This is a genomic window from Vibrio proteolyticus NBRC 13287, from assembly GCF_000467125.1.
Taxonomy (GTDB): domain Bacteria; phylum Pseudomonadota; class Gammaproteobacteria; order Enterobacterales; family Vibrionaceae; genus Vibrio; species Vibrio proteolyticus.
Window position 1 is genome coordinate 149189 of the sequence record NZ_BATJ01000004.1, and the last position, 15682, is coordinate 164870.

At 53.9% G+C, this 15682-nt stretch carries 13 protein-coding genes; 6 read left to right on the forward strand and 7 right to left on the reverse strand.

Going from position 1 to position 15682, the window contains the following annotated elements:
* Nucleotides 1–16: 16 nt before the first annotated feature.
* The 4 genes from hslV to priA form a co-directional block, all read right to left on the reverse strand.
* The gene (gene hslV, locus VPR01S_RS06670; RefSeq protein ID WP_021704537.1) at nucleotides 17–562 is read right to left on the reverse strand and encodes an ATP-dependent protease subunit HslV; all 546 of its coding nucleotides are present in this window, start codon (nucleotides 560–562) and stop codon (nucleotides 17–19) included.
* Nucleotides 563–697: 135 nt separating this feature from the next.
* Entirely contained in the window at nucleotides 698–1258 is a 561-nt protein-coding gene (locus tag VPR01S_RS06675; RefSeq protein ID WP_021704538.1) for an SPOR domain-containing protein, read from the reverse strand.
* A gap of 121 nt (nucleotides 1259–1379) precedes the next feature.
* Nucleotides 1380–2387, reverse strand: coding sequence for a DNA-binding transcriptional regulator CytR (cytR, locus tag VPR01S_RS06680; protein ID WP_021704539.1), 1008 nt, complete (start codon nucleotides 2385–2387; stop codon nucleotides 1380–1382).
* Nucleotides 2388–2729: 342 nt separating this feature from the next.
* The gene (priA, locus tag VPR01S_RS06685) at nucleotides 2730–4931 is read right to left on the reverse strand and encodes a primosomal protein N' (RefSeq protein ID WP_021704540.1); all 2202 of its coding nucleotides are present in this window, start codon (nucleotides 4929–4931) and stop codon (nucleotides 2730–2732) included.
* A gap of 291 nt (nucleotides 4932–5222) precedes the next feature.
* Between priA and rpmE the strand changes: the two genes are divergently transcribed.
* Entirely contained in the window at nucleotides 5223–5441 is a 219-nt protein-coding gene (gene rpmE / locus VPR01S_RS06690) for a 50S ribosomal protein L31 (RefSeq protein WP_021704541.1), read from the forward strand.
* A gap of 380 nt (nucleotides 5442–5821) precedes the next feature.
* Complete coding sequence (locus VPR01S_RS06695) at nucleotides 5822–7099, forward strand: malic enzyme-like NAD(P)-binding protein (RefSeq protein ID WP_021704542.1); 1278 nt, start codon at nucleotides 5822–5824, stop codon at nucleotides 7097–7099.
* 75 nt (nucleotides 7100–7174) lie between these two features.
* On the opposite strand, the gene metJ is transcribed toward VPR01S_RS06695, so the two are convergent.
* Nucleotides 7175–7495, reverse strand: a complete 321-nt coding sequence (metJ, locus tag VPR01S_RS06700) for a met regulon transcriptional regulator MetJ (protein ID WP_021704543.1) — start codon at nucleotides 7493–7495, stop codon at nucleotides 7175–7177.
* Between the two features lie 225 nt (nucleotides 7496–7720).
* Here metJ and VPR01S_RS06705 point away from each other — a divergent pair, with 225 nt between their 5' ends.
* The 3 genes from VPR01S_RS06705 to metF all read left to right on the forward strand — a co-directional run bounded on the left by VPR01S_RS06705 (nucleotide 7721) and on the right by metF (nucleotide 12517).
* Nucleotides 7721–8887 carry an O-succinylhomoserine (thiol)-lyase gene (locus VPR01S_RS06705; RefSeq protein WP_021704544.1) on the forward strand — a complete coding sequence of 389 codons (1167 nt, stop codon included), beginning with the start codon at nucleotides 7721–7723 and terminating at the stop codon, nucleotides 8885–8887.
* A complete protein-coding gene (locus tag VPR01S_RS06710) occupies nucleotides 8888–11299 on the forward strand; it encodes a bifunctional aspartate kinase/homoserine dehydrogenase II (protein ID WP_021704545.1) in 2412 nt (803 codons plus the stop codon).
* A gap of 330 nt (nucleotides 11300–11629) precedes the next feature.
* Nucleotides 11630–12517, forward strand: coding sequence for a methylenetetrahydrofolate reductase (gene metF / locus VPR01S_RS06715; protein ID WP_021704546.1), 888 nt, complete (start codon nucleotides 11630–11632; stop codon nucleotides 12515–12517).
* Nucleotides 12518–12588: 71 nt separating this feature from the next.
* Here metF and zapB read toward each other — a convergent pair whose 3' ends face one another.
* Nucleotides 12589–12831: a cell division protein ZapB gene (zapB, locus tag VPR01S_RS06720; RefSeq protein WP_021704547.1), complete on the reverse strand. Its 243-nt coding sequence runs from the start codon at nucleotides 12829–12831 to the stop codon at nucleotides 12589–12591.
* A gap of 315 nt (nucleotides 12832–13146) precedes the next feature.
* Here zapB and glpX point away from each other — a divergent pair, with 315 nt between their 5' ends.
* Complete coding sequence (glpX, locus tag VPR01S_RS06725) at nucleotides 13147–14154, forward strand: class II fructose-bisphosphatase (RefSeq protein ID WP_021704548.1); 1008 nt, start codon at nucleotides 13147–13149, stop codon at nucleotides 14152–14154.
* A 37-nt stretch (nucleotides 14155–14191) separates the two neighbouring features.
* Here the strand turns inward: glpX and modF are convergent, their stop codons facing one another.
* Nucleotides 14192–15634: a molybdate ABC transporter ATP-binding protein ModF gene (gene modF / locus VPR01S_RS06730; RefSeq protein ID WP_021704549.1), complete on the reverse strand. Its 1443-nt coding sequence runs from the start codon at nucleotides 15632–15634 to the stop codon at nucleotides 14192–14194.
* Between the last annotated feature and the right edge of the window lie 48 nt (nucleotides 15635–15682).

The window sequence follows — 15682 nt, forward strand, 5'->3', positions numbered from 1 at the left end:
CGCAACACTATCTAGGTTATTCCGCCGCGTGATCCGCCGGGATATCGAGCTCTTCGATAGTCTGATTATGGTTAGTGAACACACAGATATCGCCAGCAATCTTAAGGGCTTTTTCGGCGATCTCGCGCGCACCCAGATCGGTGTTTTCCAGCAAGGCGACAGCCGCAGCCTGGGCAAAATTGCCACCAGAGCCAATGGCGATCAAATCGTGCTCCGGCTCGACCACATCCCCGTTACCGGTGATGATCAGCGACGCAGTTTCATCCGCCACCGCCAGGATCGCTTCCAGACGACGCAGCGCCCGGTCACTGCGCCAGTCTTTGGCCAGTTCCACCGCCGCTTTGGTCAGATGGCCCTGGTGCATCTGCAGCTTACTTTCAAAGCGCTCGAACAGCGTAAACGCGTCGGCGGTACCGCCGGCAAAGCCCGCCAACACTTTGTTGTTGTACAGACGACGCACCTTGCGTGCATTACCCTTCATTACGGTATTACCAAGAGAGACTTGTCCGTCACCCGCGATAACCACTTTATTATTACGACGTACAGAAACGATAGTAGTCACGTGTAGGGCCTCATATTTATTTCACTGGGAGTTACGTTTTATATGAGGTTAAGCATAGAGGAAATCAAGGGGCGAGGTTGGCCTGGTGCCGAAAACGTCTGTCCCCGGACAAGGCCGGGGACAGAGAGAAGAGATTCAGTATTCGCTTTCGCGGAATATCATGCACGGCTCAATTTTCGCACGCTGCAACTTGTGCTGATCGCGCACCGCTTCGCGTTTGGTGGTGTAAGGTCCGAGCACCACACGGTACCAGCTACTGTTCGGTCGTTTGACCACTTTACTGTTGAGCCCCTGAAAAGCAATGTTGACCTTACGCTCTTCCGCTTGACCTTGCTGCTTGTACGCGCCGCATTGCATCACATAAGGAATTTTGGACACCTGCAGCTCTTTGGCTTCAACTTCAATTTCACGTTTCGGCAGAGAATCGACATAGTCCCAGCGCTCTTCCGGTGGTGGAGGCAGGACTTTTTCCGACGACTTCGGTTTGCTCACCGTTGTGGCGGTTTGCGTAACCGTTGGTTCCGGCGGCTCCGGATCGTTGCTCAAAGTGTACAACCCATAGCCAAAACCGCTCACCAGCACGATAGCCAGTAAGCCGCTGCGCCATGGTTTACCACGGGAAGGTTGTTTTTTGCGGGCCGGAGCTTTTTTGTTGTTGGTGCCACGGCCACGTTTTACATAATCTCTATTTGCCACTGTTATACATCAAGGTTAACAAATCTGCCCACATGGTAATTCAGATTGTCGGCAGATAACAGAGTGGAATGACATCCGGTAAAACCACAGCGAATATCACAGGATTTTACCGGAGAATCATTCAGCGCAACATGGGCGGTGCGACGCTGTCGCGGATCACAAGGCTGGTCTCCAGTAAGCGAGAGCCGGCGTGCACATCATGGCCACGTAACAGCTCCAGCATCATCAGCATCGCCTGGCGGCCGATCTCATACCTTGGCTGAGAAATGGTCGTCAGCGGCGGATCGCAATACTGGGCAAAGGTGATGTCATCAAAACCCACCACCGACAGATCCTGAGGTACTCGGGTCCCCAGTTTCTTGGCTTCCTGAATAGCACCGATCGCCATGGTGTCGTTGTGACAGAAAATCGCGGTCGGTGGCTCCGGCAAAGCCAGCAAAGTGCGCACCGCTTTGGCGCCGGCTTCAAACGAGAAATCCCCACTGATGGTGTAACTCGGATTCATCGCAATGCCAGCACGACGCAGTGCTTGTTGGTAGCCCTGATGACGGAACTGGCACAAAAACGCATGTTCCGGCCCGGAGATTTGTGCAATGCGCTTGTGTCCCATCTGAGTCAGATAGTTCACGGCTTCAAACGCCGAAGTCAGGTTATCGATGTGCACTGTGGGCAGTTCCAGCTCAGGCGCAAACTCACACGCCATCACCATCGGCGGCAGGTTCTTCTGCTCGGGCTTACTGACGTCAAACGGCAGATCGGTCCCCAGCAGCAGCATGCCGTCCGCTTGTTTGGTGAACACCAGATTCACAAACGAGGACTCACGTTTTTTCTGTTGCCCGCTGTCTCCGAGCAGGACCAGGTATCCGTGCTCCATTGCAGCATCTTCGATACCGCGGATAATTTCGGTGTAATACGGATCGCAAATATCAGGCACAATCGCGACGATGGTTTTGGATTCGTTTCGACGAAGATTTCGCGCCAAAGAGTTAGGTGAATAGCCAGCTTCCAGTACCGCTTCTTCAACCCGCTTCCTTGTGGATGAAGACACTTTTTCCGGATTCATCAGCGCCCTTGAAACGGTTGCTGTCGACACTCCTGCGAGCTGGGCAACATCCTTCATTGTCGCCATAAAAATTAACCCTCTTCAATTCCTTTGCGTGCGGACTGACCACACCTACGTTGTTAATGTAACTGAGCGGCAGGTTTGTACCTGCTCGGTGACTGTGTGCTGCAATCGGTTTTTCGCATACGGAAGTCACGCGTTATAATTTTTGACCTGCGTAACGTTTCCACATGAACACACCCTAGTTTATTCATTTCTGCTCATAAAGTTACGGGCAGATTAACAATTATTTCATCACGTTCGTGACCTCAATCACAAACCGATAACAAGAAACGCACGCCGTGCCGCTATAAAGCAAACGTTTACCTCATTTCGGTCGCTTTGACGATTTCCAGCGCCGCAGTGACATCAGCTTAAATCTTGTGGATCAATATCCAGTGACCAGCGCACTTTCTTCGCGGCCGGGAGCAGCTCAATCGCCGGCCGGGCGCTGGCGAGCAATTTCTGCATCTGGGAGCGGGTTTGAGTTTGCAATAACAGTTGCCAACGTGACTTACCCGCACGGCGGGCCAGCGGCGCTGGCGTCGGCCCCAGCACCAGACACAAGTCATCAAACAGAGGATGGGCCTCCAGGGTATGACGTACCTGGCGTAAAAAGTCCTCAACCAGTTCAGCCTGGTTGGCTTCAGCACGCAGCAGCGTCAGGAAAGTATAAGGCGGCAGTTGCGCGGTTTTGCGCTCTTGTAACGCTGTCTGAGCAAAATCCGCGTAGCTTTTATGCACCAGCGCCTGCAACAGGCTGTGCTCCGGATGGTGAGTCTGCAGCACCACCTCACCGGGTTTACTCGCCCGCCCCGCCCGCCCGGCGACCTGAATAAACAGCTGCGCCAGACGTTCGGAAGCACGGAAGTCACTGCTGTACAGCGAACCGTCCACATCCAGCAAACCTACTAAGGTCACGTCCGGAAAGTGATGTCCCTTGGCCAGCATCTGCGTCCCGATCAAGATCTGATACTCCCCTTTGCGGATAGCCTCCAGCGCACTCTCCAGGCTGCCTTTTCGCCGAGTACTGTCACGGTCAATCCGGATCGCCCGGTACTCCGGAAACAGTTCCGCCAGTTTGGCCTCCAATTGCTCGGTGCCAACTCCGACGGTCACCAGATGTGTGGAACCGCAGCCCTGGCACTGATGGATCACTGGTCGTTGTGAACCACAATGGTGGCAACGGATTTCACTGCTGTACTGGTGGAAGGTGTAATAGGCGTCACAGCGTTGGCATTCCGCAATCCAGCCACATTCATGACACATTAGCGCAGGCGAGAAGCCGCGCCGGTTAAGAAACAGCATCACCTGATTCCCTGCGCTTAAATGACGGCGCATCTCTGCCATCAGCGGTGCCGAGAGGCCACTGTCCAGATACAACCCCTTGACGTCCAATACCTTGTTCGTGGTCGCGGTTGCCACGCCGGCACGCTGGGTCAGTGTCAGGTGGTGGTATTTGCCGCTCAGCGCATTGTGCAGCGTTTCCAGTGCCGGAGTCGCAGAGCCTAAAATGATCGGGATCTGCTCTTTGGCCGCTCGCATCACCGCCACATCGCGGGCGTGGTAGCGCAAGCTGTCCTGTTGTTTGTAGGAGACGTCGTGCTCTTCATCAACAATGATAATCCCGAGGTTGGCGAACGGCGTCAGCAGCGCCGAGCGGGTACCAATCACAATCCCGGCCATCTTGTCACGCGCGGCCAGCCAGGCATTGAGGCGCTCAGTGTCATTCAGGCCAGAGTGCATCACCGCAACCGGCACATTAAAGCGCTTGCGAAAACGGTTAATGGTTTGCGGTGTCAAACCAATTTCCGGTACCAGTACCAACGCCTGACGCCCCTGCGCCAGTACAGGCTTGATCAGATTGAGATAAACCTCAGTCTTGCCGGACCCGGTTACCCCCTCCAGCAGATAACACCCAAAGCCGGGGGTGCTGTTGACGGTTGCAATCGCCACCGCCTGCTCGGCGTTCAGCTTCGGCTTATCGACATCGGCTTCCACTTCTGCCGGCCAGGGCTGAGCCTGGGGCTTGTGTTCATGCGACTCAATCCAGCCCTTCTCTTCCAGTGTACGTAATACACTGGTAGCGATCTCCTCATCTATAAAATGCTGATGAGAGACCGCCCCTTGTTCCAGCATCTGCATCGCCCGGGCCTGTTTCACCGCCCGGCCAAAACCGGTGAGTAACTGATTTTTGCCGGCTTCCGTCATGCGCCACTCCACCAGTGATGCAAAATCCGCCGCTTTGCCTTTTCGCAATGCCCCCGGCAGGGCATTACTCAGCGTTTCGCCAAGTGGGTACTGATAGAACTGGCTACACCAGTTAAGCAGCGCATAAAGGTTAGACGGCCACACTGGCTGCAAATCCAGCACGGCTTTGAGCGGTTTGAGTTGTTCGCGTGGGAAACTGGATTCATTGACCATCGCCGTCACAATCCCCACCAGCGTCTGACGGCCAAACGGCACCGAGACACGCCCGCCGACCACAGGAAACAGATGGCTGGGGATCAAATAGTCGAACTGCTTATCCAACGGAACAGGAAGCGCAACTCGAGCAATGGATGGACGCATAAATTTCAGCTTTAACGACAAATGAGGGAAGAGGGACAGTCTAAAAGAATCAACCGGGGAAGGCTAGCCGTGATCCCTCCGGCTCCCTGCCCGCCAGGACCACAGAATCGTATAAAAAAGTGGCAGATTTCGCACAAAATCAGTTGATCCGTCCCGAGTGATTCATTACTATATCGCGCCTTAGGATATGGCTTGTCATACGACAGCGGTATCCGAACTGTGTTTTTTTAACTACGTGTGGTGTCCGGCTCCGATTCGGATAGCGACACGGCCCAATATTGAGGTTCTCCCATGAAAGCTGGTATCCACCCAGAATACAAAGCAATTAAAGCGACTTGTTCTTGCGGTAACTCTTTTGAGTTCAACTCAACTCTGGCTAAAGAGTCAATCCACTTGGACGTATGTGACAAATGTCACCCATTCTACACTGGTAAGCAACGTATCGTTGATACTGGCGGCCGTGTTGATCGCTTTAACAAGCGTTTCGGTGCTCTATCAAGCAAGAAGTAATCACTTCTTCATGCCGAATATGAAAAAGGACGCTACGGCGTCCTTTTTTGATCAGCCGCTTCTTCTTTTGTTTTTCTCCTCCAGCAACGATATTCCGAAATACCCGTCCATTACCGGAGATTAATCCATCGCCACCGCAACAGCGCGAGTGATTACTCTTTGAGCTGGTCTTATCAGCGGCAATTTGCAGGGTTTTAATGACATGACTCGCAATCCTGCCTAGGAAGTTCTAATCACATCCATTAGAATGAAGACCCAAACCACCTGTTGCTTCCCAGCGCAATATGCTGTTTTTTGTCGCCGACGAAACGCTTTCGAGGTGGAATGGACTATTTCCCCGATTGAATTTCTAACAATTATTAAAGTGAGTACCTACACCTATGTCCGACGACAATCGCCAAGAATTGACCCCCGAAGAACAGCTGCGTCAACAAGCGCTTGATTATCATGCGTTTCCTGCGCCGGGAAAAATTTCCGTTGCTCTCACCACTCCAGCCGAAACGGCAAAAGATCTGGCGCTGGCATACAGCCCGGGCGTTGCGGAACCGGTGCGTGAAATCGCCCAGAATGCCGATAACGTGTACAAGTACACCGCCAAAGGCAACATGGTCGCTGTGATCTCCAACGGAACAGCAATTCTTGGCCTGGGTAATCTGGGACCACTTGCATCGAAACCTGTTATGGAAGGTAAAGCCCTGCTGTTTAAACGCTTTGCTGGCCTTGATTCGATTGATATTGAAGTAAAACACCGCACGATCGACGAATTTGTCGACACCGTAGCTAATATTGCCGACACGTTTGGCGGCATCAACCTGGAAGACATCAAAGCGCCGGACTGTTTTGAGATTGAAAAACGTCTGATCGAACGCTGTGATGTTCCGGTTTTTCACGACGACCAACACGGCACCGCCATCGTCACCGCGGCGGGTATGCTCAACGCGATCGAACTGCAGGGCAAAAAACTGGAAGACGCGGTGATTGTGTGTCTCGGTGCTGGCGCGGCGGCCGTGGCGTGTATGGAGCTGCTGATCAAATGTGGCGCCATGCGTGAGAAGATCTACATGCTGGACCGTAAAGGTGTGATTCATACCCGTCGTGATGATCTCAACGAATACAAACAACTGTTCGCCAACAACACCGACAAACGCACCCTGGAAGACGTGATCGAAGGTGCCGATCTGTTCCTCGGCGTGTCAGGTCCGAACCTGCTGTCACCGGAAGCGCTCGAACTGATGGCTGACAAGCCAGTGGTCTTCGCCTGTTCCAACCCGGATCCGGAAATCAAACCAGAGCTGGCGCGCGCGGTGCGTCAGGATCTGATCATGGGTACCGGTCGCAGTGACTACCCGAACCAGGTCAACAACGTGCTGTGTTTCCCATTCATTTTCCGTGGTGCGCTGGATGTTCGTGCCAGCGAAATCAATGACGAGATGAAACTGGCTGCGGTTGACGCTATCCGTGAACTGGCCAAAGAGTCGGTGCCAGCAGAAGTTCTGACCGCGGCCGGAGTGGAGAAACTCGAGTTTGGTCCAGATTACATCATTCCAAAACCGATGGACTCTCGCCTGCTACCACGCGTAGCCAAAGCGGTTGCTCAGGCCGCGGTGGATTCAGGTGTGGCGCGCATCGCGATGCCAGACAATTACATGGCAGGGTAAGTCGCCCCATAGCGACACACAAAAGAGGTTGGCGATGGCCAACCTTTTTTCTTTCCGGTGATGATGAGGTGACGCTTACTCGTCGTCAAATGCCTCAAATTCGATGCCCATCGCGGTCATGATCGCTTTGGCTTCAGTCGGGATTTCGTCCGGACGGTCTTTGCGCAAATCTTCATCAGTCGGTAACGGCTGACCGGTGTACGCGTGCAGAAACGCTTCACACAGCAATTCACTGTTCGTCGCATGGCGCAGGTTATTGATCTGGCGGCGAGTACGTTCGTCTGTTAACACCTTCAATACTTTCAGCGGAATAGATACGGTGATCTTCTTGACTTGCTCACTTTTCTTGCCATGTTCCGCGTATGGGCTAATGTATTCACCATTCCAGTCTGCCATTGCGCACCTTCGTTATTGTCATCTGTATAAAGAAAAATTAGGAAAGCTGAATTTTAGCGGGATTTAAGGCTATAAGCAAAGACATATAGACGTCTAGAAGTATTGACGTCTTAATTTTTGAAAAGTAAAGTGGTGGCAATGGAGATGGAAAACGCCCTGATGTCACGATTTAGGTATAGCGTAATCCAACAGACAAGTCATCACCTGTTTCGAAAGGAAAGCCTCATGAGCACCCGCAAGCCAGCCACAATCGCGGTACGTACTGGTATCGAATCCGACACCCAGCATCACGCAGTCGTTCCCCCGATCTATTTGTCGACCAATTATGGCTTCCCGGCCTTTGGTGAAGTCCCCCAATACGACTATACCCGTTCAGGCAACCCCAATCGTGGCCTGCTGGAAAAAGCGCTGTATGAGCTTGAGTCGGGTCAGGGTGCAGTCGTGACCAACTGCGGGACCTCAGCCCTCAATTTGTGGGTATCCGCTTTCCTTGGTCCGGACGATCTGATCGTGGCACCGCACGATTGCTACGGCGGCACATACCGTTTATTCAATACCCGGGCACAAAAAGGTGATTTCCAGGTTGCGTTTGTCGATCAATCCGACGACGCGGCACTGGAGGCCGCACTGGCCAAACGTCCCAAACTCATTCTGCTGGAAACCCCATCCAACCCGCTAGTGCGCGTAGTGGACATCGCCAAAGTATGCGAGAAAGCCAAACAATCCGGCACCCTGGTCGGGGTCGACAACACCTTTTTGACTCCGGTGTTCCAAAAGCCACTTGAGCTCGGCGCTGACTTTGTGATCCACTCCACCACTAAGTTCATCAACGGTCACTCTGATGTGATTGGCGGCGTGGTGATCACCAAATCAGTGCAACACGCCGAAGATCTGGCCTGGTGGGGCAACTGCATCGGCGCGACGGGCACTCCGTTTGACAGCTACATGACCTTACGCGGGATCCGCACACTTGGCGCCCGGATGCGCGTGCATGAGGAAAGCTCACGCGAAATTCTGCGTTATCTGCAAGCTCAGCCTCTGGTCCGCAAAATCTACCACCCGAGTCTGCCAGAACATCCCGGCCATGAGATCGCCAAAAAGCAGCAAAGCGGATTCGGCTCAATGCTCAGCTTCGAATTTGCAGGCTCGTTTGAACAACTGAAATATTTCGTCGGCCAGTTAAGTCTGTTTTCGCTGGCGGAGTCGCTCGGCGGTGTCGAAAGCCTGATCTGCCACCCAGCCTCGATGACACACCGAGCCATGGGAGAAGCGGCACTGGCGGAAGCCGGCGTATCACAGCAACTGCTGCGACTATCGGTCGGGCTGGAAGACGTCAGCGACCTGATTGCCGATCTGGATCACGCCTTTACGCAAGCAAAGGAGGCACTGTAAATGACGCCCTTCCGTCAACTGCACAAATTCGGCGGCAGCAGCCTGGCCGATCCGGAGTGCTATCGCCGCGTAGTGACCATTCTCAGAGAATATTCAGGCAACGACGATCTGGTGATCGTGTCTGCCGCCGGCAAAACCACCAACCGTTTAATTGAGTTCACCGATGCGCTCAACAAAGACGGTCGTCTGGCACACGAGGTCCTGCAGTCCCTGCGTCAATATCAGTCGGAACTGATTGAGGACTTGCTGGACGGCGACAGCCGCAAGCAGTGTCTGACCCAACTGCATGATGAATTCAGCTCACTCGGTGAACTGACTGCGCCGCTAACAGAGTCCAGCCGCGCCGCTGTGCTGGGTCACGGAGAAGTATGGTCATCCCGCCTTCTGGCGGCCCTGTTGAACGCCAGTGATATGCAGGCTGTGGCTCAGGACGCGCGCGCGTTTCTGCGTGCGGAGGCCGGTACTCAGCCGGAAATCGATCGCGGCAGCTCCTATCCTCTGGTCAAAGATGTGCTGGCTCAGCATGCCCATCACCGTGTGGTGATCACCGGCTTTATGGCGCAAGACACTCAAGGCCATACGGTTTTGCTTGGTCGCAATGGCTCCGATTACTCGGCGACCATCATCGGGGCGCTGGCCGAGGTTGAACAGGTGACCATCTGGAGTGATGTGGCCGGCGTTTACAGCGCCGACCCCCGTCTGGTCGGTGATGCCTGCCTGTTGCCACTGCTGCGCCTGGATGAAGCCAGTGAACTGGCACGTCTGGCCGCGCCCGTCCTGCACAGCCGTACCCTACAGCCCGTAGCGCAAAGCGCAATGGATCTGCATCTACGTTGTAGCCACGCACCGGAATCCGGCTCCACCCGTATCGAGCGGGTGCTGGCTTCCGGTCGCGGCGCCAAAATCATCACGTCGCTCAACGAAGTGCTGCTGATCGAACTGAGTTTCGGTCATGGCCACGACTTCCAGCGTTTACAGAATCAGGTGCTGGCCCACTTAAAGCGAGTCCAGCTTGAGCCTCTGGCATTTGAATCTCAACCGGATCAATTGTGTCTGCGGCTGGCCTATACCGCAGAGATCGTCGGCGGGGCACTGCACTACCTGCAAGACGCCGCCATCGATGCAGAAATCAAACTGCGTGAGGGCTACTCATTGGTGGCTGCCGTCGGCGCAGGCGTGATCACCAATCCCAACCACTGCTTTGGTTTCTACCAGCAACTGAAACACGCACCGGTTGAATTTATTTCCGAATCTTTGTCCGGCTTAAGCCTGGTCGCCGTCGTGCGTAAAGTCGACACCGAACCGTTAGTCAAAGGCATTCACACTCAGCTGTTTCAGGCGCAAAAAAGGGTGGCGATCGCTCTGTGTGGGAAAGGCAACATCGGCGCCAGCTGGGTTGCCCTGTTCACCGAACAAAAAGCAGAGCTGGAAAAACGCCACGGCATGAGCTTTGAGCTGGTCGCGGTGATTGACAGTCAGACCTATTGGTTCGATGAACATGGACTGGATCCGACTCAGATAGACGCCCGTTTTGACGATGAGGCGATTCCTTATCAGGACTGCGCTTGGATCAAACAAATCGGCGCGCTACGCAGTTACGATGATGCCATCGTGCTGGATGTCACTGCCAGTGCGGAGCTGGCCGAACGTTATCTGGAGATAGCCGAACAAGGCATGCACCTGATTTCGGCCAACAAGGTGGCCGGCTCAGCATCCAGTGAACAGTATCATCAGGTGCAGGATGCGTTTGCCAAAATTAACCGTCACTGGCTGTATAACGCCACGGTCGGGGCTGGCCTGCCGATCAATCATACCGTGCGTGATTTGCGCGAAAGTGGCGATGATATCGTCGCGCTGTCGGGCATTTTTTCCGGCACGCTTTCCTGGTTGTTTCAACAATACGACGGCAGTGTCCCCTTTGCTGAACTGGTCGATCTCGCCTGGCAGCAAGGGCTGACTGAACCCGATCCGCGCAACGATTTGGATGGTTCTGACGTGATGCGCAAACTGGTGATCCTGGCGCGCGAGTCCGGCCTGCATATTGAGCCAGAGCAGGTAAAAATCGAGTCGTTGGTGCCGGATGAACTGAGCGCAATATCACTGGATGATTTCCTCGACCGAGGTCAGCTTCTCAGTGAGCAACTGGCCGAGCGACTGGCGAAAGCTCAGCGCGAAGACAAGGTGCTGCGCTACGTCGCACGACTGGAGAAAAACGGCAAAGCCACTGTTGGCGTTGAGGCACTGAGCCGCGAGCATGCGCTGGCCAACCTGCTGCCGTGTGACAACATTTTTGCCATCGAAAGTCGCTGGTACAAAGACAACCCGTTGGTCATCCGCGGGCCCGGTGCCGGACGTGAAGTCACCGCCGGAGCGATTCAGTCTGATCTCAACCGACTGGCTGGCTTACTGTGATCTTTTTGCCCGTCTTGAACACAAGGCGGGCTCCGTTTGCTCCTCTGCACACCATAGGGTGAACTCCGCTTCTGATAGTAGAAAATACTGTTTATCACACTCTGTTCCACACGTATCCAACATGCGTTATCTTTCGCTCAGAACATCCCACCAACTGGTCATTTATCGTCTACATTGATGTTGAAAAGTGCTCATTATTATCATGAGAAAAATTCATACTGACACTGTTGACATAAAAACGAATTCATTTCATTCTGTGGACATATAGACGTCTAAACGTCGATTTGAACAGTTGAGATTTGTGGTTAACGCCACCACAGGGAGAGTAAGATGGGATACACGCACGCAGGTCATATCGACGCACTGAATCAGAATATCGCTGAGCTTTCTGACAACATCAATGTGTCATTCGAATTTTTTCCACCCAGCAGCGAGAAAATGGAAGAAACCCTGTGGAACTCTGTTCACCGTCTCAAGACCCTGCAACCTAAGTTCGTTTCCGTTACCTACGGCGCGAACTCTGGTGAACGTGATCGCACCCACTCGATTATCAAAGAGATCAAAGCAGAAACGGGGCTGGTGGCCGCACCCCACCTGACGTGTATTGATGCCAGCCGCGAAGAGCTGATCCAAATCGCGGACGACTACTGGGCCAATGGTATTGAAAACATTGTGGCACTGCGTGGCGATATCCCAGCGGGAGGCGGCCGCCCGGAGATGTATGCCTCTGATTTGGTGCAATTGCTGAAATCACGCCACGACTTTGACATTTCCGTGGCGGCGTTTCCGGAAGTACACCCAGAAGCCAAAAGCGCACAGGCGGATCTGCTCAACCTGAAACGTAAAGTCGATGCCGGTGCAAACCGCGCCATCACGCAGTTCTTTTTCGATGTGGAATGCTACCTGCGTTTTCGCGACCGCTGCGTGGCAGCAGGCATTGACGTCGAGATCGTGCCGGGGATTTTGCCGGTATCGAACTTTAAACAGGCATCGCGCTTTGCAGCGCAGAACCATGTCAAAGTCCCGGGCTGGATGGCGCGTCAGTTTGACGGCCTCGACGACGACCCAACCACACGCCAGTTGGTCGGCGCCAGCCAGGCGATCGACATGGTACGCGTGTTAAGCCGTGAAGGAGTAAAAGACTTCCACTTCTATACCCTGAACCGGGCAGAGATGACCTACGCCTTGTGCCACACACTGGGCGTACGACCGCGTTAATCTGCACAGCCACTCCCAAAAGAAAAACCCCTGCTCAATGGCAGGGGTTTTAGCATCGGGTCATGGCGAACTTATTCAACTTCGTCCATTTTACCCAGCAGGCTGCGAATGCGCTCTTGCCACTGGGCGTGATCTTGTTGCATCTGCTGTGCTTTCTGCTCCAGCTCAACACGGCTGTCACGCAGTTCATTGGCTTCACTCACCAGTTTCTGCTTCTCTTCTTTCAATTCTTCCACTTCCATTTGCAGAAGTGCGATCGTGTCTACTGCGGTTTGAATTTTTGCTTCTAGTTGCTCTAATACTTCAAAAGACATCTTAGCCTACCCTTTTGTTTATTCGGTTGACGTGAAGTGACTCTCCACCTAATGCCTTCATTCTACTCAGCACAGCGGCGAGAAACACTCTCTATATTCGATATTTTGCGCTATTCGGTTAAAAAAACGGCGCATATTGACAAACAGTTAACTTAAGCCCACGCCAGCCCTGATGCTGACTCGCTCTTTGGTCATTTTTGCATTCATTCTTGATCCAGTACAAGTGATACGGACGCAAAAAAGCAAACGTTTACTTTTTGATATGCTAAAATCGCCGCCGTAACTTTCCTCATCCTGTTTGACATTGGAGTCCTCATGAAACGCGATTTAGCAATGGCCTTTTCCCGGGTTACGGAAGGTGCCGCACTGGCAGGTTACAAATGGCTTGGCCGTGGTGACAAAAATGCAGCCGACGGTGCCGCAGTGGAAGTGATGCGCACCCTGCTCAATCAAACGGACATCAGTGGCGAAATCGTCATTGGTGAGGGCGAAATCGACGACGCACCGATGCTCTACATCGGTGAAAGCGTCGGATTGGGTGGCGATGCCGTCGACATTGCTGTCGATCCGATTGAAGGCACACGCATGACTGCCATGGGGCAGTCCAACGCACTGGCGGTACTGGCGGCCGGCGAAAAAGGCAGCTTTCTCAAAGCGCCGGATATGTATATGGAAAAGCTGGTTGTCGGGCCTGGCGCTAAAGGCTGTATCGATCTCAACAAGTCACTCGAAGACAACCTGCACAACGTGGCGAAAGCGCTCAACAAATCGCTCGACACCTTAGTGGTGATCACGCTTGCCAAGCCACGCCACGACCCTATCATTGCTCAAATGCAGGCACTGGGCGTACGGGTATTCGCTGTACCAGATGGCGACGTGGCGGCATCAATTCTGACCTGTATGCCTGACAGTGAAGTGGACATGATGTATTGCATCGGCGGCGCTCCAGAAGGCGTGGTGTCTGCGGCGGTGATCCGCGCGCTCGATGGCGACATGAACGGGCGTTTGCTGCCGCGCCATGAAGTTAAAGGCGAAAACGAAGACAACCGCATCCACGGTGCGGCCGAGCTGAAGCGCTGTCAGGAAATGGGGGTGGAAGCGCGAAAAGTGCTGCGCATGGATGACATGGCGCGCAGCGACAACGTGATTTTCTCCGCAACCGGCATCACCAAAGGCGACCTGCTCGAAGGCATTACCCGTCAGGGTAACATCGCGACCACCGAAACCTTACTGATACGTGGCCGCTGTCGCACCATCCGCCGCATCAAATCCACCCACTACCTGGAACGTAAAGATCCAGAAGTCAGAGCCATAATTCTCTAAACAAAACCGCCCGTTCTCTGCAACGGGCGGTTTTGCGTCAGCGGCGATGAATGTGTACCCGGTAGCCCGTGTCTGCTGGCAGAAAATCGACGTAATGGTCAACCGCTTCTAACGCATCATCTTCATGGTGCGTGACGTACAGCAGCTGGCTCAGCCCGGCAGAGGCGATCCGATTCAGCGCAAACCACACCAGTTTGCGGTTGAGATAGTCCAGCCCCTGATACGGTTCGTCCAAGATCAGCAGCGCCGGTTGCTTAATCAGCGCGCGGCCTATCAGGAGTAATCGTTGCTGACCATAATCCAGCGCTTTAAAGCTGACTTTGGCCAGCTCGCTCATCGCCAGTACCTCCAGCCACTGCTGCGCCAGCAGAATCTGATTTTTAGACGGCTGTTCGTACAGGCCAATCGAGTCAAAAAAGCCGGACAGTAGCACCTCCAGCGCGCTGCATCCGACCCGGTATTGCAGATGCAGCGCGGATGAGACGATCCCGATGTGACGTTTCACATCCCAGATACTCTCGCCACTGCCCCGCTTCATACCCAGCACGATGACATCATTGCTGTAACACTGCGGGTGATCGCCCATAATGAGCCCGAGCAACGTACTCTTACCACAACCATTGGGCCCTCGAATCTGCCAGTGCTCCCCTCGGCGGATTTGCCAGTTTAACTGCGAAAAGATCAGCCCGTCCACGTACTCCACTTTGACGTCTTTCATCGCAACCAGAGGATCCGGGTAGTCGTGCGGCGCGGATTGCAGCTCCATCAAGGCAAACATCGCCGAACTTTTCTGCTCAGACAGCGCCTGCAACTGACGCATCAAAGGATGGTCATGCCATTGCTCACGGGTCATCGTCTCAGTCAATGTCTCTTGGTCAAACAGAGCCACGTGGCTGATGCACTCGGGCAACTCGTCCTCACGTGAGGTAATGATCACCAGTTGCATCTCCTCAGCACACGAATTGAGTAATCCGGTTAACGCTTGACGGTGCGCGCTGTCGAGGCCCGAATACGGCTCATCGAGCACCAACATCTCCGGCCGCGCAGCCAGTGCCCGCGCTAACATGACCCGGCGAGTTTCGCCGGTCGACAACTGGCGAAAATGGCGTTGACGTAAGTGGAGCAAATCGGTTTGTTGCAGCAACGCGTCGCGTTCTGTCTCACAGAGATCGAAACCAGCCAACAGCTGCTCTACGGTCGAACCGTAGTCTATATGATCCTGAAAGTCTGTTTCGTCCTGCGCGATTTCCTGTTCGAGCAGTTGCTGTTGCAACGCCAGTGACACGCAGGCAATGCGCGCCGGTCGCGCCTCAATCGTGCCGCTATCTGGCTCGGCGTCACCGCTTAATAGCTGCACCAGCGCTGACACACAGTGGCTGTGTGCCGCAAATACGGCCCAATGCTGACCTTTGGCCAAGTGCCAGTTCGAAATGGAAAGAGACGTTGCCGGATTGCGGTAACGAAGGTGGTCAAATTGCATGTACTGTCCTTGTTGTGCTTGTTGTTTTTTTCACCATAGTGCAGGAAG

Excerpts from the sequence above, each read along its gene's own strand:
- zapB (WP_021704547.1), bottom strand. The coding sequence starts at position 12,831 with ATGTCTTTTGAAGTATTAGAGCAACTAGAAGCAAAAATTCAAACCGCA.
- modF (WP_021704549.1), bottom strand. The coding sequence starts at position 15,634 with ATGCAATTTGACCACCTTCGTTACCGCAATCCGGCAACGTCTCTTTCC.
- VPR01S_RS06710 (WP_021704545.1), top strand. The coding sequence starts at position 8,888 with ATGACGCCCTTCCGTCAACTGCACAAATTCGGCGGCAGCAGCCTGGCC.
- rpmE (WP_021704541.1), top strand. The coding sequence starts at position 5,223 with ATGAAAGCTGGTATCCACCCAGAATACAAAGCAATTAAAGCGACTTGT.
- glpX (WP_021704548.1), top strand. The coding sequence starts at position 13,147 with ATGAAACGCGATTTAGCAATGGCCTTTTCCCGGGTTACGGAAGGTGCC.
- priA (WP_021704540.1), bottom strand. The coding sequence starts at position 4,931 with ATGCGTCCATCCATTGCTCGAGTTGCGCTTCCTGTTCCGTTGGATAAG.
- metJ (WP_021704543.1), bottom strand. The coding sequence starts at position 7,495 with ATGGCAGACTGGAATGGTGAATACATTAGCCCATACGCGGAACATGGC.
- VPR01S_RS06695 (WP_021704542.1), top strand. The coding sequence starts at position 5,822 with ATGTCCGACGACAATCGCCAAGAATTGACCCCCGAAGAACAGCTGCGT.
- cytR (WP_021704539.1), bottom strand. The coding sequence starts at position 2,387 with ATGGCGACAATGAAGGATGTTGCCCAGCTCGCAGGAGTGTCGACAGCA.
- metF (WP_021704546.1), top strand. The coding sequence starts at position 11,630 with ATGGGATACACGCACGCAGGTCATATCGACGCACTGAATCAGAATATC.
- VPR01S_RS06705 (WP_021704544.1), top strand. The coding sequence starts at position 7,721 with ATGAGCACCCGCAAGCCAGCCACAATCGCGGTACGTACTGGTATCGAA.